18 protein-coding genes are annotated in these 22889 nt (G+C 62.8%); 2 read left to right on the top strand and 16 right to left on the bottom strand.

The window, feature by feature from the left end; all coding sequences use genetic code 11:
* Positions 1 to 101: 101 nt before the first annotated feature.
* Positions 102 to 1193: a glycosyltransferase family 2 protein gene (locus C41B8_RS19535; RefSeq protein WP_198025111.1), complete on the top strand. Its 1092-nt coding sequence runs from the start codon at positions 102 to 104 to the stop codon at positions 1191 to 1193.
* Between the two features lies 1 nt (position 1194).
* Positions 1195 to 2223 carry a glycosyltransferase family 2 protein gene (locus C41B8_RS07515; RefSeq protein WP_037336258.1) on the top strand — a complete coding sequence of 343 codons (1029 nt, stop codon included), beginning with the start codon at positions 1195 to 1197 and terminating at the stop codon, positions 2221 to 2223.
* Here C41B8_RS07515 and C41B8_RS07510 read toward each other — a convergent pair.
* The 16 genes from C41B8_RS07510 to C41B8_RS07435 all read right to left on the bottom strand — a co-directional run bounded on the left by C41B8_RS07510 (position 2200) and on the right by C41B8_RS07435 (position 22888).
* Positions 2200 to 3252 (bottom strand): glycosyltransferase family 32 protein, encoded by a 1053-nt coding sequence (locus C41B8_RS07510; protein ID WP_156962466.1) that lies wholly within the window; start codon positions 3250 to 3252, stop codon positions 2200 to 2202. The genes C41B8_RS07515 and C41B8_RS07510 overlap by 24 nt on opposite strands.
* The gene (locus C41B8_RS19530; RefSeq protein WP_198025110.1) at positions 3249 to 4430 is read right to left on the bottom strand and encodes a glycosyltransferase family 2 protein; all 1182 of its coding nucleotides are present in this window, start codon (positions 4428 to 4430) and stop codon (positions 3249 to 3251) included. Before C41B8_RS19530 ends, C41B8_RS07510 begins: the two co-directional genes overlap by 4 nt.
* Positions 4431 to 4453: 23 nt before the next feature.
* Positions 4454 to 5695 (bottom strand): glycosyltransferase, encoded by a 1242-nt coding sequence (locus C41B8_RS07500; RefSeq protein ID WP_037336253.1) that lies wholly within the window; start codon positions 5693 to 5695, stop codon positions 4454 to 4456.
* Positions 5696 to 5712: 17 nt separating this feature from the next.
* Entirely contained in the window at positions 5713 to 7089 is a 1377-nt protein-coding gene (locus tag C41B8_RS07495; RefSeq protein WP_051883244.1) for a putative O-glycosylation ligase, exosortase A system-associated, read from the bottom strand.
* Positions 7090 to 7091: 2 nt separating this feature from the next.
* Entirely contained in the window at positions 7092 to 8246 is a 1155-nt protein-coding gene (locus tag C41B8_RS07490; protein ID WP_198025109.1) for a prenyltransferase/squalene oxidase repeat-containing protein, read from the bottom strand.
* Entirely contained in the window at positions 8243 to 9460 is a 1218-nt protein-coding gene (locus tag C41B8_RS07485) for a carboxylate--amine ligase (protein ID WP_051883243.1), read from the bottom strand. Before C41B8_RS07485 ends, C41B8_RS07490 begins: the two co-directional genes overlap by 4 nt.
* Entirely contained in the window at positions 9457 to 10641 is a 1185-nt protein-coding gene (locus tag C41B8_RS07480; protein ID WP_037336248.1) for a glycosyltransferase family 4 protein, read from the bottom strand. Before C41B8_RS07480 ends, C41B8_RS07485 begins: the two co-directional genes overlap by 4 nt.
* Positions 10638 to 11879: a glycosyltransferase gene (locus tag C41B8_RS07475; RefSeq protein WP_198025108.1), complete on the bottom strand. Its 1242-nt coding sequence runs from the start codon at positions 11877 to 11879 to the stop codon at positions 10638 to 10640. Before C41B8_RS07475 ends, C41B8_RS07480 begins: the two co-directional genes overlap by 4 nt.
* Positions 11880 to 11918: 39 nt before the next feature.
* Entirely contained in the window at positions 11919 to 13832 is a 1914-nt protein-coding gene (locus tag C41B8_RS07470; RefSeq protein ID WP_037336245.1) for an XrtA/PEP-CTERM system amidotransferase, read from the bottom strand.
* Between the two features lie 15 nt (positions 13833 to 13847).
* Positions 13848 to 14990, bottom strand: a complete 1143-nt coding sequence (locus C41B8_RS07465; protein ID WP_037336242.1) for a glycosyltransferase — start codon at positions 14988 to 14990, stop codon at positions 13848 to 13850.
* Positions 14987 to 16528, bottom strand: a complete 1542-nt coding sequence (gene xrtA, locus C41B8_RS19525) for an exosortase A (protein ID WP_198025107.1) — start codon at positions 16526 to 16528, stop codon at positions 14987 to 14989. The genes C41B8_RS07465 and xrtA overlap by 4 nt, the downstream gene beginning before the upstream one ends.
* Positions 16525 to 17754: a TIGR03087 family PEP-CTERM/XrtA system glycosyltransferase gene (locus tag C41B8_RS07455; RefSeq protein WP_037336239.1), complete on the bottom strand. Its 1230-nt coding sequence runs from the start codon at positions 17752 to 17754 to the stop codon at positions 16525 to 16527. Before C41B8_RS07455 ends, xrtA begins: the two co-directional genes overlap by 4 nt.
* Positions 17755 to 17845: 91 nt before the next feature.
* Positions 17846 to 18880, bottom strand: a complete 1035-nt coding sequence (locus C41B8_RS07450; protein ID WP_037336236.1) for a FemAB family XrtA/PEP-CTERM system-associated protein — start codon at positions 18878 to 18880, stop codon at positions 17846 to 17848.
* On the bottom strand, positions 18877 to 19758 hold the full coding sequence (locus tag C41B8_RS07445; RefSeq protein WP_051883267.1) for an XrtA system polysaccharide deacetylase: 882 nt from the start codon (positions 19756 to 19758) through the stop codon (positions 18877 to 18879). Before C41B8_RS07445 ends, C41B8_RS07450 begins: the two co-directional genes overlap by 4 nt.
* A 35-nt stretch (positions 19759 to 19793) precedes the next feature.
* Positions 19794 to 20993 carry an ExeA family protein gene (locus tag C41B8_RS07440; RefSeq protein ID WP_051883241.1) on the bottom strand — a complete coding sequence of 400 codons (1200 nt, stop codon included), beginning with the start codon at positions 20991 to 20993 and terminating at the stop codon, positions 19794 to 19796.
* A gap of 2 nt (positions 20994 to 20995) precedes the next feature.
* Positions 20996 to 22888 (bottom strand): TIGR03016 family PEP-CTERM system-associated outer membrane protein, encoded by a 1893-nt coding sequence (locus tag C41B8_RS07435; protein ID WP_156962465.1) that lies wholly within the window; start codon positions 22886 to 22888, stop codon positions 20996 to 20998.
* Position 22889: the final 1 nt, after the last annotated feature.

Here is a 22889-nt window from a genome sequence, read left to right as displayed (position 1 = left end):
GATGGACAAACAATCTAACACGGCCACCCGGCGCAGCAGCCGGCCTCTTCACATTGTGCGCTACACTAAAAAAACGTTTTATTCCAGAGTTCGAGATAGCAGTGACCGGACGTCAACCCCCTGTGGACAGCGGCTCTCAAACACAACCGATCGCCGATCGCTGCGACGCCTCGAATACTCACTCGACCCGTCATCCAACAATCAGCGTTATTGTCGCAGCGTACAACATCGCCGGCTTCATCGACGCCTGTCTAGCGTCGATTCTCGCCAGCCGATCCCTGGCTTTCGAAGTGATCGTCGTCGACGACGGTTCCACCGACGACACGAACGAAAAGGCTAACGCCTTCACCGCGGACCCGCGACTGCGTATCGTCCAGCGACCCAATGGCGGCCTGGGCGCGGCACGCAATTCGGGGATCGAAGCCGCCCATGGCCGCTACATCATGTTCGTCGACGGCGACGACTGGCTGGAACCGGATGCTGTAGACAGCTGTCTCGGTGCAATCGAGAACAGCCCGCAAGCCGATCTGCTGGTGTTTGACTATATCGATGTCCGCCCCCATAGCACACGACGTAGAATCTGCCGGCCCGATTTCTGGGGCACCAAGAACGCCGCCTGGAACAAAGTCTATGCCCGGGCGCTCATCGGTGAGCATCGGTTCGATACCGACATAATCTACGAGGATCTGGCCGCGGTCCGGCCTTGGGTTGCCCGGGCGCGCCACCCGATACATATCGATAAAGCCCTGTACCACTATCGGAACACGCGCTCCGGTTCGATCATGAACTCGCGGGATATCTCACGCTTTTTCGAACTCTTCACCGCGGCCGAACGCTGCGTTGAACGCATCGAGGCGGATGGCTCGAATACTGCCCTGGGTTCGGACTGGAAACGCCGGTTCTATACCAGCGACGTATTCGTACCGGGTGTAATCTATTGGTCGATCGAAATCGACGATCGCGCCACCCGGCACGATTACATCGCTCGTTTCATGGACACCCTGCCGCCGCTGGATCTGCCCAGCACGCGCCTCCTCACGCGCGACTTCGGCCCGAAGATCGCGCTGATTGGCGAATGCTACAAACGCCGCGCCTACCGGCTGGCGGACTTCTTGCTGTCAGACCTCGGCCATTACAAGCGCCGCGTGGCCCATCGGCTGGGCATCGACTCCTCGCCGCGCGGAAAAGCGTGATATGAGCGGTACGCCCCCGCGCCTCCGTTATTCGATCATCGTCGCCGCCTACAACGTCGCCGACGAAATCGATACCTGTCTAGCCTCGCTCACCGCCCCGAGCATCGCCGATTGCGAAATCCTGGTGGTCGACGACGGCTCCACCGACGACACGCGCGCCCGAATCGCGGCTTACGAACCGGATCCGAGAATCCGGGTCATCGACAAAGCCAACGGCGGGCTGAGCGACGCCCGCAATGCTGGCATCAATGCGGCCCGCGGCGAATACCTGATGTTCGTCGACGGCGACGACTGGGTCGAACCGGACTTGACCGTACAGTTCGATGCGGCACTCACATCACACCCCGAGGCGGACCTCCTGATATTCAGCTTCTATGAGGTCCGGGATACTCAACGTACCGTGGCGTGCTGTAGCGCCGACTTCTGGCGCATGACCAATTCGGCGTGCAACAAACTGTTCGCACGGCAGCTTTTCGACGACGTCCGCTTCGATATCGGCATCTGGTACGAGGATCTCGCGATCGTGCCGTTTCTGTTCGCGCGCGCCCGTAATCCACTCACTGTCGACGCCGTTCTCTACAACTACCGTCGCGATCGTGCCGCTTCGATCACCAACAGCGTCAACGTCGACCGGCTCTACGAACTTTCGGATTCAGCCAGCCGCTGTATCGAGCGCATCCTCCGGGACGAATCCAATGGCCGCATCCCTTCTGCGGAAGCACGTCTGGGGCCCGACTGGCGGGCTCGGTTCGAGACCGTGCAGATCTTCATTCCGGGTATTCTGCATAGAAGCCGAATGATCGAAGACCGACAGACGCGCCAGCGCTATATTGCCGGAATGCTCCGCCGCCTGCCGAACCGCCAGCGGGTAAGACTGGGCCACATCCGGCGCCAATACGGCCTGAAAATGGCAGGTGGCAGCCTACTCTATATTCTCGGCCTGGAACGCGCCGGCCATTTCCTGCTTCATGATACTGGCCAGCTGAAAGCCAGGCTGGCGAGTCGGCTAAAGGGCGTCGCCGTTCGCTGATTCGGCATCTTCCGCAAAGGCGCGCCCCAGCAGACTGTGCTGGTCCACGAGGCCCCGCCGAACGAGCAGATCTGCGAGATGGCGATCATAGCCGGTCAGCTTGACCACGCGCGGCGGCTTGCCGTGGAACGTCCGACCCAGCAGATCGCGGACCAGAACATGCGGATCCCAGCTGCCGCTGACCTGAAAGGCAAAGGCCTCGTCCTCGGCTCGTTCGAGCCATAGCTTGTAATTGTCCAGTCTTTTCAGCGCTTTCTGGAGCGCGATGTGCGAGACGAGATACTCATCCAAAAGCATCTCCTGCTTCAATTCATCATAATCCGGCAGCGCCTTGAGCCAGGCAGAGAAATTCTCCTCGCCACCTGCACGCAGGACTTCAAGCTCCTTGCGCCAAGCTTTAATGATCACTGATCCGGGCGGCGCAGCCAGAAACCAATTCTCTATGATCGGCGGATCATAGTGGCTCGAGAACTTGTCGATATAGAAGGCAAACAGATCCGAATCGCTTTTCGGGTCCTCGATTTTCCCGCAAAAGAGCGCGCAAAGAGGCGCGAAACACAACAACGAGGCATCGATCCAGACACCGCCGTAGGCTTCAAGCAGGTCCAGCCGGAGTACGTCGGTGAAATGCTGTATCGAGATAAGTTCCGACGGGTAGTTGAACTCCGGCAGCCATTCAACAATGGTGTGACGGTTCAGCAACCGGACCTCGTAATCCGGATTCAGCGCTTCGATCCGACGCTTTGCAAACTGGACGATCTCGGGCGGGTCCAGCTCGTTCCAGTACATCCAGACGATACGCGGTACCGCACGGCCGCCGGCTCGCTGCGCAGGCCGGCCCTTCACGACCGACAACGGCGCATGACGGCGAAAGGAGATGTTCACCGGGCGATTTCTGAATCGAAGCCGGCCTAGGCTAAACCGACCGAGGATCGCCAGGGCGCTGCCATAATATTTGATCGCCCGCACCGTCTGTCGCTGGCTAATGTTGACCATCGGATTCGAGAGTATCCCGCTAGTCTTGTTCAAGGAAAAATCAGTCGCAGTTTGTGCCGCCCTGCTTCGACGGCTCTCGTTTTCTGCAGCCCCGCCAGGAAGCTCGCGGACTGTGCGGCCGTCCGACGATCCCTCGTGGCCATGGCACGCCGGAACGCCCAGTAGGCGCCGCGCATGAAGGCACGCGTGAGTGAAGCCTGGCCGTGTTTTTCGAGCAGCCGAACCAGCGTCCGCGCCGTGCGCAACGGCGCATCGAAAACCCACGGTTCCGGATCACAGGCACGGGAAAGCACCGTATCGCGCCACACTGGATCCAGACCGGAGAACCCGGGATGCGCGAATGCCTGAGCGAAATCGGCGAACGCCCGCTCCAGCAGTCCCTGGCGCATCATGATGCAACCGCGCTGCAACAACGCCGCCGGCACCTCGCAATCAGCATCGCGATCGCCCACTTGACCAACATGGCGGACGTAGGTGGGCAAGGCCAGCCTCGTATAAACAGCCTCGAATATTCGCCGGCGGTAGGCCATCATCACCGCTACCCGATCCTGCCCCGCGTGCTGCTTTCCCAAGGCGCCACGAATACCGTCATGGTCGCGGTAGACATACGTAGGCTCGGCCAGCGCGCCACCGCGATATGCCGCAGCCAAGCGCAACAGCATGTCAAGATCCTCGCAGCGGTCAAGCGTTGTATCGAACAAGCCGATGTCGACCAAAGCGTTGCGAGGAATGAGCATGCCTTGCATCAGGCTGTACATCGCCATCATGGTTTCGACGAGCAGCGCTTCAGGCGCGACCTGTGGCACCGGATTCACACGCCAGCCGGCACGATCCCAGATCGGACGCCTTCCCGGCGCATGGAAGGCACCGCTATGGGTGAAATCGATATCCGGATGGCTATCGAGGAAATCTATGTGCCGGGCCAATGCATCGGGCAACGCCACGTCGTCGTCGTCGAAAAGCCAGACATAATCGCCTGCAGCCTGAGGGATCACCTCGTTCAGCCCAGCAGGCTTGCCTCGGTTCTCGGCATGGCGGATGACCTGAAGCGAAGCACCGTAGCACGCCAGTACGTCGGGCGTTCGATCAGTCGATGCATCGTCGATGATGATAAGCTCATCCGGCACCCGCGTTTGCGCGAGCAGACTGTCGATCGCCTCGGCGAGGAAACCGGCACGGTTGTATGTGGATATGATCGCCGTAACGCGCACGCGATCCGCTTGATCCGGTGCGCTCACGAATCGACCGTCTTCACGCCGGCCACCGCATCGAACAACGCGGCAAGCTCGGCCGTCTGGCGCCGCCTGGAATACTGCGACAACCGTTCGGCGTCAGGCTGCCAGATCGGCTCACCCCCGGACTGGCGCTCCAGCCCGGATACGAAATCCAGCAGTGCCCGCTCTACTGCGTCCACATCGTCCGGGTCGGCCTGGATTCCGGCGCCGAGCTCGGTCAGCAGCCCCGCCGTGTCGCCTCCGGGCGAAACCAGAGCCAACGTGGGCCGTCCGGCTCGTAGATATTCGAACACCTTGGCTGGCACCTGGGCATTAAATGCCCGGCCTTGAAGCAACAGCAACCCGTCTGCCTGTCGCTGCTCGGCGAGCGCCTCGGCATGCGGCACCCGAGCAGCGAGCTGGACGATATCCCCGACGCCGAGCTGCTCGATCTCTGGCCGCACCTGATCGTCCTGCTGAGTATTCCGGAACACGACCCGCAACCGTCGCCGGTCGATCCGACCGGCCGACTTGAGCCGGGCAATCGCTTCTAGCAACGATCTCGGGTTCCGGCCGACCGGATACAGATGTCCGCTGTGCAGAAGGACTACCGGACGCCCTTTCAGCGGCGGCGGCGCGCCCCGATCGACCTCGAGCGCTTCGTCGTACCCGTTGGCCAGAACATAACTGCGAGATGCTGCCTCCGGGAAACGCTTGAGGGCGTGGCGTCGCGCACCCGGCGTCACGAATACATTGCGCGTGGCCGCGCGCATCGCACGCGCCTCGATCGCTTGCTGGGCCATGCGCTGGATTCGGCCGCCGTTCGCACACACTGGATCACGGAATTCGGCGACCCATGGCCGTTTCGAGGTCGCCGCCAGGACGTCGGCGATCAGATGGCTGGTCGCGATGGGATAGGTGGACCAGATGGCCTCGATGGGAAACTCCCGTAACAGCCGCCGGCCGGTAGCGATCGCCGATGGCGCCCAGCTGATCCAGCGGTCCGGCACGGCCGCCAGCGCCGGGTAGCGTCCCTGCCAACCCAAATGTCGGCGTGCATCGAAAGCCCAGCAACGGCGAATATCACCGATGTCTTCGTCGGTAACCGTTTCGGTCTCGGGATACGCGCTCTGTTTGGGCACCAACACGTGGGCGTGCCAGCCGTGCTCTGCCAGATAGCGCACGAACGCACGAGTGCGCAGCGCCCCCGCCGATGCTGCTATCGGCGGATAGTGGAAAGCCACCATGAGCACATGGCGCATAGCATATCCCCCTTCATCTACCAATGTGGCAGATCCTGTGTATTGCGCACGCCATCACCGCCGTGTCGCTGTTTCGGTGTCCGGGGACGGCGTGGTCGGGGTGGACGCCGACCGGGAGTACTCTCGGGCTGTGCCAACACCTCAGATACGCCGACCTTTTCGGTCAGCAACTGCATAACCGCGATTAGCGCAAACAATTGATACAACAGATCGATATAAGGCATCGGCAATAGCGCGCCTGCTGCTATATAAGCGATCAGACTCACCTGCATCATGCTTGCAAGATCAGCAAGCCACCAAGCCTCGGTCGGGCCGGCGCGCGCGCGGCGCCGAACCCGACCGAGGCCGAGATAGCCGGCAAGCAGTGACGCCAGAAATAGTCCAAGGCCAACGAAACCCTGCTCGCCCAGCACTTCGAAGAAGATACTGTGGATCGCGCGCCCCGGGACGGCGCCCTCCGGCCCATAGCGTCGCCACATATCATGGCTGGACCATACCTCCATACCACCGCCGACTAGCGGATGTGCCAACGCCACATGTGTGGCGAACTTCCAGGATTCGATTCGCCCTTGTGCCGATGCATCCTGGTGATATTTATCGATCGTATGCATACGATGGAAGTACTGCGGCGGCATGAACGACGCCAGCGCGAGCGCGGCCACCGGGGCCACCAGAATCAGCATGGCCCGGCGCCGGCTCTTCCAGATCAGCATGGTGGCGGTCACCGCGAGCGCCAGCAAACCGCCACGCGAGTAGGTGCCGACTATGCTCACCGCAGTCAACCCCATCAGCAGCCACAGCCCGAGCCGCAGCCAGCGATGCTGTACCTGTAACTGGACATAGCGCATGAGCGGCAGCGTCATGCACATGATCAACGCGAAGATGTTGTTGTCGGTAAAAAAGCTGCTCTCCGGCCCCATCACATGGTAGTTGCCGCCTGTCAGTAGCGTGAACAGCCCGCCCTTGAACCCCCAGAAACCGAACGAGGCAACAATGGTCCAGATCACCCAGTCGAGACGCTGGCGGTCTATGACCAGCATCAGAGTGACGTAGGCCATCGTCATCATCTTCAAGAATTGTTCGTAACGCGTGAACGCAGCGTCGGGCACCGTGGCCTGGAATGTGGATAGCGTGATCCAACCCAGAAACAACGTCATGAGAACCACGATGGGCTTCATCGGCGGCGCCTGGCGTTCACCCGGATGGGCCAGGAGAGCCACGAGAGTCGCACCCGCGGTGATGAAAACCCAGGGGAAATCCACGGCGAAGCCCCAGGTCAGCCGATGTGGATTGAGATAACTGAACATCATCCACAGCAGCAGTCCGATGATCGGGCGCACGAACGCCATCGGCAACGTGCCGGCCACGAACAGAAGCAACGCCAGGGAACGCATGCTTAGCGCGCCTCAAGCGACAGCATGAGCGCGTCCATGAAGAACTTAGCCGCCCAATTCGGATAACGATGGGTCATGTAGCCCCCATGGCCAGGATACGAACCGGCAACCCCGCCCCGCCGATTCAGATCCATTGTGGCAAGGTCTTGCGTGGACTGCACGAATTCGATCGAACGCCGGGCGTGGCCGCCCCAGTCCACGCTGTCGTCGAACCGCGCCAGTTGCAGCCAGGCATAGGCGATCTGTACGTCACCGGTGAGGCAGCTCCAGGGCGCGGCCGCCCGCCAGCGATCGTCGAGCCGGCCCGGCAGGCTGCCATCTCGACGCTGACAGTGGACAATACGTCCGAGGCCGAGCCGGGCCGCGTCGACGAATCGCGTATCGCCGAGCCGCATACCCGCTTCCAGCATGCCTTGCAATGCATAGCCAAGCGTGTGGGTCAACGGGCGCCGATTATCTTCGAGGTCGTTGTTGTCCAGCCAGCCGTTGGGGCGCATCTGGGTCAGCGCCCAGTTCAAATTGGCCCGGGCCGCATCGCTGTAGCTCGGCTCGTCGAGCGCCCGGGCGGCATCAAGCAGGCCAAGCGCGGTCCGCGTGTTGTAGGTGTTAAGCGGATGCGTCGCGAACGGGGAACCGTGTCGGCGCCAGGCCCCGTCGTCGTCCTGTACCGACACCAGCCAGTCCGCTGCTCGTCTCAGCGAATCGGCGAAACGCGGCTCGCGCGTGCGCTCGAAAGCGGCCGCCCAGCCGAACAGGACCTGGCCGGTATTGAATACCGTGGGCACCATGCGCGGTGCGGCGAGCGTACCGGCGCAGACGGCACCGTTGTCTAACTGGACGTCGGACTCCCAGTGCGCCATGCGCGTCGCGCGATCGAAATAGCTCGCGTCTCCGGACCGATCGGCGTAAGCATAGAACGTCGGAATGATGTAGCCGGTGGTCTCCGGATAAGACGCCTCCCAGCGTTCGCGCTGCACGTCGTAGAACGCGGGCACGCCGCCATACTTGCCGACGTCATGTGCATGCGCGAGCCACTGCGCGGCGGCGCGAAGATGGATTTCGGGGTCACCGACCGAATGGCGGCCACGCCGCGCCCATCGCCGCCATTCGTGTCCGAGCCAGCGCGGGTGCGCGCGTTGCAGAATCGTCGTCATCATGAGGCGCGTGTCGCAAGACGCCGGAACCGCCTTCGAGCCCGGCAATACAGGCCCAAGAGGCCCGGCGCGGGATCGTCCCATCGCCATAGCGCGTCGATCACCTGGGCATCGTGTGAGGCCGGAACGGCGATCTCGGGATATTCGGCGGCCGCGTTCGCATCGGCCATGGGATCTTTCCAGATCCGCGCCGGCGTCACAGGGGTCGCGCGCGGCGCCTCGACGCCGACGGCCTGGCAATACGCCGCCCAAGGCAGATTGATACCGTTCAGGGTGGCGATTTCTTCCTGATGGTCAGTCCGCCCGATGGTCGGTTCGATCATCACGTATTCCTGTGTCGCGGCGCGCCATTTGTATTCCATGCCGGCCAGCCCGATCACGCCCTCACCTTGAAAAAAACGAGTTGTGATCGGCACCAAGGCATCGGCCGCCTCGGGCGCGGCCACACAGCGTGCCGTGCCGCCGGTCTGGCGCGGCCAGGCGCGTAGTTTGCGGCCGACGAACGACACCGGCTCGCCGCCGTCTTGGGGCAGACACTGGAGACAGAAATAGATCGTCGAATCATCTCCATCGATCCATTCCTGCACGACGATATCATCCGATACGGTCAGCATCTGCTCGAGCTGCTCGCGGGCGGCGTCGACCGATTCGACACGCAGGGCACGCGGGAAGTGCGCTAGAAAAGCCGATTGTCGCCCGGCCGGTTTGATCACCAGCGGCGGCACGAGTGTCGTCAGACCACCCAGATCCTGGGACGAACGAATGCGCCGGCTGCGCGGCACGCAATAACCACCGGCCTCGGCCGCAGCACGGAACCCATCCTTGTGCAACAGCCGTGTGACGGAGGCCTCGGGCGGCAATTGCAGCACGAAATCCTGAGTCAGACGTTCGCGCTGCGTCGAAACTGCGGCCACCTTTTCTTCCTCGGTCAGAATCAAGGGGCGCCGGCTCGTGGCTGGAAATCGAGCCGCCCAGTCGATCAACGCCGGCACGATACGATCGGCTGTCGTGTCGTCGTAACAATGCACACGGGCATAGCGACTACGGGCCGCCGGCATGGCGTGCGACCCGGCCAACAGATGCACGTCGACACGGGCTGCGGCCAGACTGCGCACCACGCCAAGCGCGTTGAGCCCGCCGCCGACCACCACAGCTGCCGGTCGCTGCCCCGCTGCGCCCGAACGGCGCTGCCGATATCTCAGCCGGTCGCCGATCATCCGCCGCCTCGTATCCCACTCGGTCGACCTTCGGCGAGCTGGTCCGCGATTTCGGCGACGTGGCGCGCATTGGCGGCCCAGCTGAGATCACGCGCCACAAGCGTAGCGCGCGCGTTGGACGCCAAGCGCGCCCTATTGTCGTCATCCTCGATCAGACGGCGCATGGTCGCTTTGAACGCATCGCGTGAGCCCGGTTCGAACAACACCGCGTCGTGGTCGTGGGTCAAAATTTCGCGCAGGTTGGCCTGATTCGGCGCCAAGATTGCCTTGCTGCAGGCCATGTACTCGAACAGCTTCAACGGTGACGCATAGGCCACCACGTTCGGTAGCATCGCCACATCGAATGCTTTGACGTAACGCTGCACATCGTCGCGCTCGACGACGCCCGTGACGGTGAGCCGATCGGCGACACCGGCTCGCGCCGCCTGTTGTTTCAATTGCGCCGTGGCCGGCCCGTCGCCGACCAACAGAAAATGCAGCGGACGCGCGTCGCCATATTCCGCCAGCAGCTCGATCACCGCATCGAGCCCATGCCATTCGCGGGCGAAGCCCACGAAACCAATCACCATAGCCTGCGGATCGAGGCCGAGCGACTTCTTGGCCGACTCACTGTCTATGGCCGGCGCGAATCGCTGGTGGTTGATTCCGTTTGGCGTGACCGTGATTCGTGATCGCTCCACGCCGGCATCGACGATCTGACCCGCCAGTACCTCGGTGACCGCAAACACATGATCGGCCGCTCGCCACGCACGCCGTTCGGTCCAACGGGCCAGACCCGCCAGCTTGAGGCCGCCATATGCAGAGCGCTCGGCGAAAAGCGGCGCGTTGACCTCGAGCAATAACGGAATACCCAGCCGGCGGCGCGCCATGACGCCCGACAATAACGACAGGTTGTAGCGCTCGTAGATCACATCGGGGCGGAATTCGCGAATCGCGCGTGCCAAGCGCGCATAGTCCAGCGCGTTGTACCCGACCTCCAGCAATTCGTAGATCGAGCCCGGAATCCCGGCCTTGAGCCGCGATACCAGCCCCGACTCGCCCCCGAACTCACGCTGATCGAACCCCTCGGGCCCCACCACGCGAACCTCGTGCCCGTCGGCTCGGAACGCATCGACCATCTCCTCGATATGGACGTACTGTCCGTCCTTCGACCCGATACGGTGGTGATACAGGATTTTCATGAGCGTTCCGCGCTGGCCGATGCACTCGATGAGTCATCGAGCTCGATCGCTGTGAGTCGAGAGAAGATGGCGAGCTGTCCCCGAGTGGTCGGCTCCCAGCCGAATTGCTCGGCATAACGCCGACGTGCCCGACGGCCGGCCTCGTTCAACAGATCAGACGACTCGAGCTGGCGCCAGCACGCGAGCATGGCGGCGGCCTCCCGCGCAACCATCAGATGCCCGGCCGGCGGCCCATCCATGATCTCCGGAATTCCGCCTACCGGCGTCGCGATCACGGCACAACCACAGGCCAGCGCTTCCAGCACGACGTTGGGCATGCCTTCCGATCCGGCGGCATGCATCAGCACGTCCGCCGCCGAAAAATAATCCGGCAAGTCATCGTGTGCGATCGCGCCTTCGAAACGCACACGATCGCCGATGCCCAGACGGGCGGCCTGAGCCCGCAAGGCCTGTTCTTCGGGCCCGTCGCCGACCAGGACCAACGTGACGTCCGTCGTCTCGGCCAGTGCTTCGAGCGCGATATGCATACCTTTGCGTTCGATCAGATGGCCCACACACAGCCAGATACGTCCGGCCAGGCCCAGCCGAGCACGCGCGCTTTCGCGATCACGCGGCGCGAAGCGACTGAGGTCGACGCCGTTACGTAGCGTATGAATCCGATCGCCGGGCAGTCCGAGCCGATGCATGCCATCCGCCAGCGCCTGCGACACGGCAATCAGGCCGCCGGCGCCGCTCGCTGCCTGCCGGATCTGTCGTTGGGGAATACGCAGATTCGCGATCTGATTGATGTCGGCGCCCCGGGCCGTGATCGTGAGTGGTCGATCGAACCGGGCCGCGAGCCGGGCGGCCGCGACCCCGTCCGGGTAAACGTAATGGGCATCGATGAGGTCGAAATCGAAGCCCGTATCGCGCAACCGTTGCAGATACGGTGCGACCGCGCGCGCCATCAGCGTCGGTACCCAGGTCATGCCGACTTTGGGCACGACGATGTAGCGTGGATGCTCGATTTGAATGCCGTATCGCGTCTCGCGGGCCGGAACCGCGGCCATCTGGGCGTAACGCCCGAAACGCGGATGGGTCGAAAAAAACCAGGGCACCGGCGCGATGACCCGAGCCTCGACGCGGCCGGTATCGACCAACCCGCGCAGGCGTTCCTCGACGAAGATGCCATGCCGCGGCTGAGCCTCGTTCGGATACAGACTCGTGACAACCGCGATACGCAGAGGCCGTCGACTCACAAATCACCTCTGGCACAGCCACCCATCAATACGACGCCATCACGCATAAGAAGCCACCGGCTGCACGCCGGCTTCCCGCTCAAGAAAACGAGACAACATGAGCAGCGACCAGATCACGGTGCCGTAATCGCTCCGGCCGTTCTGGTGATCGGCCCATATACGCTGCAATCGCTCCGGCTCGAAGATGCCGGATTCCGCCAGCGGCCCCGACTGCAGCGCGGCCGCCCCGACATCGCGCAACGGCCCGCGGAACCAATCAGCAAGCGGCACGGAGAAGCCTTTTTTCTGGCGATAGAGAATGTCGTTTGGCAGATGGCCTTCGAAACTTTTCTTGAGCAGATACTTGCCCTCACCGCGGCGTAGCTTGTAATCGCGCGGCAACCCCGCGGCCCAGCCGACGAATTCGTGGTCCAGCAACGGCACGCGCACTTCGAGGCTATGCGCCATGCTCGCGCGATCCACCTTGGTCAGAATGTCGCCCGGCAGCCAGGTTTTGTAATCCAGATACTGAGCAATGGAGACCGGATCCTCGCTGCCTGCCTGCGGCGCCAGCTCGGTGAACAGATCGCGCACCCGATAGCCGTTGAGCTCTTGCTTGAAGGCCAGGCTGTAGAGGCTGTCGCGAATATCCTCGGACACCATCGACACACTGTGGCAATAAGCTTCGGCCGTATCCATGGCAAGGGCCTGGAACGTAGTCTTCGCACGCAGAAACTGCGGTGCACGATCGAGCTTCGGGTACAAACGCCCCAGCGCGCCGAACACCGGCTTGCGGATCGCGCGCGGGATGCGGCTGCGAGCGCGCGACTCGGCCGCGTGCAGTCGGTAGCGGCGATAGCCGGCAAAATCCTCGTCGCCGCCATCGCCGGATAGCGCCACCGTAACCTGTTGACGGGCCAGTTCGCAGACGCGATACGTCGGCAGCGCCGAACTATCGGCAAAGGGCTCGTCATAGACATCGACCAGCGTATCGATCAGGCCAAAATCGTCGCCCGATATCCGATGCTCGCGATGATCGGTGTGGTATTGGTCAGCGATACGACGGGCATAATCGGATTCATCGAACGTCGCCTCCTCAAACCCGATGGCACAGGTCTTGACCGGGTCGTCCGACGCATCGGCCATCAGTGAAACCACCGCGCTCGAATCCACGCCACCCGACAAAAACGCGCCGAGCGGCACATCGGCCACCAGCCGCATGCGCACGGCGTCGTCCAGGCGCGCGTGGAGTTCGTCGGCAGCGGCTGCCTCGTTGGGCGCGGCACGCGTGGCGAAATCGACATCCCAGTACGCCTCGGCCCGTGGCTCGCCGTCGCCCGCCGACCACGACAGGCGGTGCCCGGCCGAAAGCTTGTAGGCGTCGGCAAAGATCGACAGCGGTTCCGGCACGTAGCCCAGCGCGAGATAGCCCTCGATCGCTCGGGGCTCCAGCCGGCGCGAGAGATCGGGGTGCGCCATCAATGTCTTGAGTTCCGAGCCGAACACCAGGTCACCGCGTGCCGTCGTCGCGTAATACAACGGCTTGATGCCCAGACGATCCCGGACCAAATGAATACGACCGTTCTTCGCGTCCCAGACCGCGAAGGCAAACATGCCCCGCAGGCGATGCACGCATTCGGCGCCCCAATGCTGCCACGCACGCAACAGGGTTTCAGTATCGCAATGCCCCTCGAACCGATAGCCCGCGGTCTCAAGTTCGCGGTTGATCTCGCGGTAGTTATAGATTTCGCCGTTATAGACCAACGTAAAACGGCCATCCTCGGTCGCCATCGGCTGCTCGCCGCTGGTGGGATCAAGGATCGTCAACCGGCGATGTGCCAAACCACAACCGGGCAACAGAATCTGGTCGTGCTGGTCCGGCCCGCGGTGCGCCTGGACGGTATTCATGGCATCGAGTACGGCAGCGTCGGGGCGCCGCCCACCGCCGGTGACGATTCCTGTCAGACCACACATGCGGCGTTCTCCTGGTCAGCGCGCGAGCAGCGCATCGTAAAGCGTGCCGTAGCCATCGACCATCGACCCCACACTGAAATGCGCCTGCACCCGGCGACGCCCGGCCTCCCCCATTGTCCGGGCCCGCTCGGGATCTGCCACGACGCGGGCCAGCGCATCCGCGAGCGCCTCCGGTCGCCGCGCCGGCACCAGCAACCCGGTCTCGCCGTCAGCGACCAACTCGGGATTGCCGCCAACCGCGGTCGCCACCACCGGCAGCGCGCTTGCCATGGCTTCCAGCACAGTGAGCGCAATTCCCTCGGCAATCGACGAGCATACGTATACATCGAAATGTTTGAACCAAGCATCGGCATCGTCGCGCTGGCCCGTGAGCGTGACATAGGGGGTCAAGCCCAGTTCGTCCACCCGCCGTGCCAACCGCGAGTATTCCGGTCCGCCGCCGATGATCACCAGATGCAGCGGTGGCAACTGCTTTCGTGCCACCAGACTCGCCATCGCCTCGAGCAGATGATCGAACCCCTTGACCGGGTCCAACCGTCCGACGGTGCCGATCACGCGGGTTCCTTCGGCGCACGTGGGCAGCCCCGGCACGGCTACCGCGGGCCCGGGCGCGAAGCGCTCGGTATCGATGCCGTTGCGGATGAGCGCGATCTTCGCTCGCGGGATGCGAACCTCCTGCTCAAGCCAACGAGCCAGATCGGCCGACACCGGCACGAAGCGACTGATCGCCGGCGCCATCAGCCGGCGTAGCCAACGATACTTGCGGTTCGAACCGTTTGGATCCGCCGCATCGCGGCCGTGTTCGGCATGCACGACACGCCGACAGCCGGCCAGTCGTGCCGGCACCGCCGCATCCAGAGCGCCAATGTTGTAGCTGTGCACGATATCGGGCGCGAGTGCTCGAAGCCGATGGTACAAGCGCATATAAGCGGCCGGATCCTTCCCCGGCTGTTTACCGATCGATTCGACCGGAATACCGAGCGTTTCCGCCCGGGCTGCCAGCTCGCCGCGCTCGCGCAAACCGATAATCACGTGCTCGTATCGATCGCGCGTGGCGGCAATGACGGCCAGTGCCACCGACTCCATGCCGCCGACGTTCAAGCGATCGATAATGTGAACCACGCGAGGGCGCGCATGAGCACGAGTCGAGGCGGTCATCGCTCCGGCCTTTGCAAGGCAGCGGCCGCATCGGCGGCCATTCGAGCAAGCTCATCGGGGCGTGGATCGCCCGCTTCCGACACGACCAGAATGCCGGCCGGCGCCGGTTGGCCGAACAGCCGATCAAGCGATTGCCACATCTTGAAATGCAGCGGCGAAGACAGCCAGCGCTCACCGATACGATAGCTATAAAGCAGAACTCGCGTCCCATCGCCGTGTGCCGCCTTGAGCGTAAGCGTCTGGAAGCCTGGGCCGCCCGTAGACGGCGTCACCACCTTGGGCATGCCAACCACGTGCCATGCCGCCGCGTCGTAGAGCCCTTGCCTGATATCGAGAATATCCGGCCCGTCGCTGCCGGCATCGACGCCGAGATAATCCACCTGTACCGGGCGCGCGATATCGCCATAACGGCGGGCCAGATGAACATCCAGACCGTGTGTCGGCGGTGCCGGGTGACCATTCCCGTCATCGCTCAAGGCCGGCTGATCGGCCAAACGGCTGGGTAGCGTGGACGGCCCTGGCCGATCGTCGCAGGCAGCCAGCAAGCCGGTAACCGCGTACCAGGTGGCGGGTAGCACGATCAGTGCGAGGGCCGCCGGCACCATCCAGCGCATGCGCGCCGATCCGTCCTCGACCACGCCGGGGTCCGGTTCTGGGCCTTTCGGCGGTGCCTGATGCCACGGCCAGCCGCAGAGGAACAACACAAGCAGTACCGTGCCGAAGAATTGCCAGCCGAAAATGAGATGATCGGTGCCGGTGGCGTATTTCAGCCCGAAATACTCACCGATCAGGATGGTGAAATACACGCGTAGCGCATTGGCGATGATCGGCACCACCAGCGCACAGCCGACGAAAACCAGGCGTCGCCGCAGACTGGTATAGAACAGATGCGCATATAGCACGCCAAACGCCGTGGTGGCGACGAAGAACTTGATGCCGCTACAGGCCTCGGCCACATGCCAGGCCGAAGCCGGCGTATCGATGAAGTGGCCATCCATGACGACCGGGACACCCGTTAATTCGAGTGCCAGGACAGACAGATGCGCCGTCACCGTCTGCAGCGGGCCGACCATGAAGTTGCCGAACGGAATCGCGAACAGAAGATAACCGAGCGCGAACGCCAGAACGCCGGCAACACGCGGCCCGTAGAACAAGTACACCATCACGGGCCAGATCAAAACGGCGGTGATATGCAAGGCCAGATTGATGTCCGCAACCGCGCCAAGTAACCACAACAGGCCGAGCGCGGCCAAGCCGATGAAAGCGATCGGTCGCGGCCGCGCCGCAACCCGGGCCAGCCAGTGACGGCGCGCCCAGATCAGTACCGCGGAGATCGGAAAGATGAGAAAAGCATATTGGAAGGTGCCGGTATCGGCCCAGGTTCTGATCAGCGACCGATACGTCTCCGCATACAGCACGACGAATACGAGCATGCAGACCACGAACCCTACGTGCACCGCGACCTGTGCGCTGTTTTCGCCGGCACGGCCCGCCATCGCTCGTTCGATGGTACTGCGTTGGGTTCGACTCTCGGTCATTGTCGGGTCTCCATCCCAGGCCCGGCGCTCTCGTGCGACGCCGTGAGCAGCCGATCCAGTTCGGCAGAGCGCGCGTCCCATGCATAGTGGGCCAGCACATAGGCGCGGGCCGCGCCACGCGTGTCGTCGTCCGGCGCGCTCGTCAAACGCGCAATAACCGCTTCGGCGAATGCACCGGGCGTGTCCGCGACATCGCAGGCGGCGCCGGTCCCATTCTCCAATCCCGCCGCGGCCTGGGGCGTCAATACGACCGGCAGCGACATGGATAACGCTTCGAGCACCTTGTTCTGCAGCCCACGTGCAATACGCATGGGGGCCACCGCGAGCCGCGCATGGGCCAGGTAAGGACGAACATCGGGCACCGCGCCCGTGACCTCGATACCGTCACGCTGCGCCAGCGCTCGGACCTGACGCGTCGGGCGGGTGCCTACAATCGTGAACCGGGCCTCGGGAACCACCGCCCGGACGCGATCAAACACCTCTTCGACGAACCAGCACACCGCATCGACGTTGGCGCCATAGTCCATCGCGCCAGTGAACACGATATGCGCATCACCCCGCGCGGGGTCCGGATAAGAGCCACCGGGATCGAAATAATCCGCGTCCACACCATTGGCTATGGCATGAACGCGGGTGCTGCAATCGGGCGCGATGCGCCGGAAAAAATCGGCCTCCGCGGCTGACACGAAAACGCTGGCATCGAATGCGCGTGCGAGTCGGCGTTCACCGGCCGCGAGAGCCTTGGCCTCACGCGCATAGATCCAGCGCATGGGCGCCCGCGCGTGGACCGCATATTGCGCCCACTTATCGGAATCCACGTCGACGAAATCGAGTATGCGCCGAACATGATCGTAGCGGGCAACATACGGTGCCATGGTTGACGAAAACACCAGCACGGCGTCGATAGCGCGTTCCTGCATGAGCCGATCCACCCAGGCCTGCATGCCCCCATCCCGATAATAGGCGAAACTCAACGCCTCGCCACGAACGACACCGGACAAACTCCGCAGCTTGGCCCAACGCGGCGCGAGTGGGCGCAGACGGACTGATTCGCACCAACGCGCCAGCGCATCCGCATACGACCAATCGTCCGGATCGTCAACAAAACTGCCCAAGTGGACCGTATGCCGACGCGCCAGAGCACGTAACCAATTGAAGGCCCGAATCTTGTCGCCCTTATTCGGCGGATAGGGAATGCGGTGACAGAGGTAAAGCAATTCGGCCATGGGCGCTTGCACTAAGGCGTGTTGAGATGACGCCCGGTCATCGGGGCGAGCCGTGCGTCGCCGTTCAGGCGCCGTCGGTTATTGCAACGCACTAACCCAGATCCTTGGATAGCCACGGACCGACAACCCGTGTGACCGGCAGCGGCAGCCTCTGCCAGGCCTTGATGAACATCGCGTATTTCGGATTGTTCGGGCTGATATCAGGCATGGCGTCCATCCCCGACAGGTAGTATTCATAAGCCAGCGGTTGCGGCTCGAAGCCCCAGTGGCGTTTGAAATGATACGGCCCGGTGTCGGTTTTACTGCGGCCGAAGTCGAACACGCGGGCACCCCGGGCGACGGCATGTTGCATCAGCGCCCAGTAGAGATAATCGTTAGCCTTGAGATCGCGCGCACTGGGGCCCGCGCCGGAGTAGTAAGGCAATACTTCGTCACGAAAATAGAAATTGAGCACCGCTGCCACGGCCTCGCCTTCGTGCGTAACGGTCAATACGTCGCAGTCGCGCCCGAACACCCGCAGCAATTCGCGCATGTATTTCTGAGAGAACACCGGCGTGCCCAGACTGCGCAGGTTGTACGCATACAGCGGATAAAGACGATCGATATCCTTGTCGATCGACCAGGTCAGCCCGTTCTTGATGCCCTTACGCACCACGGCCCGCTGCTTGCGTGGGATGCGCTGGAGGTTGTCGTCGTCGTTATCGGCGAGTTCGCGGCGAAACGTGTAGTACAAATCCTTGCGTGGCCAGGCTTCGTGTCGCGGCGCACGCTCGCGCGATTCGAAATAATCGACGCCGAGCGCATCGGCGCGCGCGCAGGCCTCGGTATACAACGCCGACTCGGCCTCGGCCGTATCGGCAACCACTCCGCCGTACACGCAGAAGGGCGTCGAAATCAGAGCATTCGCGAACAGTCGGCTCTTGACATGAACCAGGGGCAGAATGCCCTCGATCCGGCCGTCACGCTCGGCATAGAGGAAATAGCAGCGATGGCCGAAGGCGCGCTCGATGACCTCCTTCCATCCGGCCCGGTGGAAGAATGTTGCCGCGGGGCTCGCGGCGACGAAAGCCTCCCAGGCCGCGTTGTCGTGGTCCAGCGTACGAATGTGCAAAGCAGCCGCACTCATGCAGGGCTCGCGGTTGGCCAATCGGATTCGGCGTTCACGGGAAAAACTCGGTCCATACGGTCCCAGCGGAAATCGGTCAGGAGGCGTCGCAGCCGGGGTTCGACCCGGTCAATATTGAGGTAGTGGCGAAAACGGCGCTTGGCGTCTAGGCCGGGCACGCGTGGCTGCTCGGGATCGATTTCCCAAGGATGGAAATAGAAAATCGTGGGCTGACCGTCTCGGCGATTGACGCGGCGCAGCGCGGCGCGGGTCGCCCGATAGGGATACAGCCGAAAAAAACCACCGCCGGCACAGGGCAAGCGCCGCCCGCCGACATCCACGGTCGTCACCGGGATTTCGAGCAGCCCGCCGGGTCGCGGCCGAAACGGGAATCGCGGTGCTTCGGGCATGCCGTACGCATCGTGGGTTCCAGGGTAAATGCTGGAACTGTAGTCGTATCCCGCTTCGGCCAATTCATCCAGCGCCCAGAGATTCGTCGCGCCAATCGAGAAGCTGGCCGCGCGATAGCCGCGGACGGCCTGCCCGCCCGTCTCCTCGAGTACGGCCTTGGCCTTGCGGATATCCGCTCCGAACGTCTTGCGATCCTGATTGATCACACGCACGTGATTCTGGCCGTGACTGGCGAGCTCATGGCCGGCATCCACAATGCGGCGGATCAAGCCAGGATGGCGTTCGGCGACCCAGCCCAGGGTAAAAAATGTCGCCCGCACATTCGCGAGTTCGAACATGGCCAGAATGCGATCGGTGCTGGCCTCGACCCGCGAGGGCATGCGCGCCCATTGCTCGAAGCCGATATGCTGCTCGAAGGCCGATACCTGGAAGTATTCTTCCACGTCGACCGTCATGGCATTGGCGTTGATACACGTGGGTTTGGGCATCGATTGCGGATGCCAGTCGAGGGCCGTCACGAGGCTCACTCCCGGTTAAACAAACGCCGAAGTTTATACGCCGCCGAGCCCGGCGCGGCCGGGGGGAGCGTGCGTCGATCGTTTTCGGGCCATTCCGTGTGCGCCGCAGTAGTCTGCGCAACCGGCTCCGGCGCCGTGGCGGTCTCGGGCACCAAATCCTGCATGGTGGCCTCGAGACGTTCGACACGCAGAATCGCGTCGACCAACTCACGATGCGCGGCACTCGTTTCGTGATGGCGCATCAACTCGGCTACGCGTTCTTCGCCGTAAGCTGCCCGCAACGCGCGTTCGACCGCGGCAACACGTTCCAGAAGCGGATCCAGCTGCGGCGACGTCGGCGGCGCGTCCGATTGCAGGGCTTCGCCAGGCGCGCCGTCGTAAACCAGCCCGTCGCTGGCGAATTCGGCCTGGAACTCGTCGATTGCAGTATCCAGATCCGACCGGGTGAGTTCGCGCTTTTCTTCCAGATAGCCCAGCAATAGCAACCGATCCATGATCTGGTTGATACGGCGCGGAATGCCGCCCGACCATTCGTAGACGCGATCGTAGACACCGGGCCCGAACGAAAGCCGATCGGCACGCCAGCCGACCGTATTCAGCCGATGCTCGATATAGCCCGGCACCTCATCGGCGGCCAACGGTTCCAAATGATACGAAGCGACGACGCGTTGCCGCAGATGCGACATCGCCGGACGCATGAGCAGATCGCGAAGTTCGCTCTGCCCGACCAGCACCACTTGCACCAACGCCTGCCCCCGCGCCTGCAGGTTCGATACGATGCGCAGCTCCTCGAGCGCCGCCGTGCTGCAGGTCTGAGCCTCGTCGACGATCAGCAAGGCGCGCCGGTTGCGTGCGGCCGACAGTTTGCCGACGAGGTTGTCGAGCATCTCGTATTTGGCCAACCCTCGTACCGGGACACCGAACGCCGCCGCCACGGTAGCCACGACGTTATCGGCATCCACATTGGCCATGGCCACGCGGGCCACGAGCAGATGACGTGTCTTGATCTGCTCCAAAAGCACTTGCAGAAGCAGGGTCTTGCCCGTGCCCACCGGGCCGGTCACGACCACGAACCCCTCGCCTCGCTCGAGCCCGTAGATCAGATACGACAGTCCCCGCGTATGGCTGGCCGTTTCAAACAGCCGCCGCGGATCCGGCATCAGCTGGAACGGTCGCGCCTGGAGCTTGTAGAAATCCTCGTACACGGCTAGAACGCTTTACGAAATTGCAGCGTGACGCGATTTTCACGATAGCCGTATCCGTTGCCATCGTTACGCCATTGTCGAGAGTAGCCGATGGCCGCCTCGGCGCTACGTGAAATCGCACGCACCACGGAGACACCGGCCGTGTAGTCGTCGGAACTGGAAACGGTATCGAAGCCGCCCTCGTAATGATCCCAGCTCGCGGAGGGCACGATACTCGTTCGCGGACGGACGGCGTAACGCGTATCGATCTCGATGCCGTGCCGGCGACTATCCGGCACACCCGGCGCTTGATAGTTCTCGCGCTGAGAGTAGCCCGTGATTTCGGTCTGGGTCAGCGCCGTATCGAAACCGATACGCCCCTGCCACCGCTTTCGCACATAGACGCCGCGGTCAAGCAGCGAATTGGTGCCGTTATAGCCGCTGCCGTTACCACCCAGTAGATCGCCGATCGAGCCGACCGAGCCAAACGTATAGCCGTTGCCGGTATTGTTGAGCGCATCGAGTCCCGGTGAAGACGGATCCTCCGTGTACGACAGCGAAAGATCGATCACACGGCCATGGTGTGAAGCCGACAGCGAATAGCTCGGCCCGTAGAAACGATGGCCGTAATTGACTTCCAGAGAATTCGTGCCACTGGCCCAACGCGCGCCGACCTGCCAGCGTGGCGCCGACCAACGGTCGTTCTTGCCATTGTTGCGATATTTGTCTTCGACGCCGCCCAGGGTCGTGAGCGTCAGCGTTGGAGACACTCGATAACCAAGCTGCAGCGTGGCGCTGTCGAAGTGCTGATTTTGGTTCGGATTGCTGTAACCCGGTGGCAAGGCATCGTTGCCGAAGATCTGTCGGAACTGGTCGAGGAAACGCTGTTGATCGCCGCCCGAACTTTTGACCGCCTGGGTGATGACCTGTGCCTGCCAGCTGTACGGCTCGACTTTATCCGGGCTGTTCAGACTCGCCGCCACGCTTTGCACGGTCGTGTCCGGCACGCTGCGATCACCGTAAATCGAACGCCCGTAGCGGTAACGCAGCATGCCCTGCCCCAGCAAGCCGAGCGACTGAACGAAGTACGGACTGAGATTGGTCTGCCAGGCGGAGGTTTTGTTGTCGTTCGGACGGATGATGTTGGAGTTCGAATAGCCGACCGCGGGATCGATCACCTGCTGGCCGTATTCGGTATCCGCATCCAGATACAGATGGTTTTCAATCAGGTCGATCGTCGTGCTGCCCTGGAGATCGTTGTAGACATCGTTGTAATGGCCGTGATTGGCATACACCACGCCCTCGAGCTGATAACTCGCCTGGCCCCGGATACGACCGGTCGAGGAACAGGCATCGATACGCGGCGCCACCGTGGTGACGAAATCCGATTGCCGATGACTCGAATCCAGATTGAGGTTATCGGTATAGGTCTCCGAGCCCGAGACCGAAGCCTGGATATAACGACCGGCAGAGCGCTGCGGGGACGACGGCTGATCCATCACCGAAGCCGTCTCGGCGTCGGCCACGTTGCCGAAGCTCAGGCTAGGTGCGCAGCCGGATGGCGCAAAGCCACTGGCGAATCCAAGCGGGTTGCTGGTTCCGGCTCCGCTTAACGAATAGTCGTTACTGTTCGAACCGCCGATAACCACGGGGCGGTTGTCTTCATAAGGATTTTGACCGGACGACGAGGTGCCGGTCCCGCTGCTGCTGCCGGATACGACGGCGCCGCCGCCACTGGCACCACTCACACCACCGCTACTCGCGCCGCTACCGCCGGCGTTGGCATCCGCGGCCAAGGCATGACCACTCAAAGCCAGAGCCAGCGGCATGGCGACTACACAAACACGAACACAGGTCGCGCGACGCACCAGACCACCGACCGGGTCGCACAAGGGAATGAGGCGCGCTGGCGACATG

This window comes from Salinisphaera hydrothermalis C41B8 (genome assembly GCF_000732535.1).
GTDB classification, from domain to species: Bacteria; Pseudomonadota; Gammaproteobacteria; order Nevskiales; family Salinisphaeraceae; genus Salinisphaera; species Salinisphaera hydrothermalis.
The sequence above is the reverse complement of the archived record's forward strand: the minus strand, read 5'-3'. Positions and strand labels throughout refer to the sequence as shown.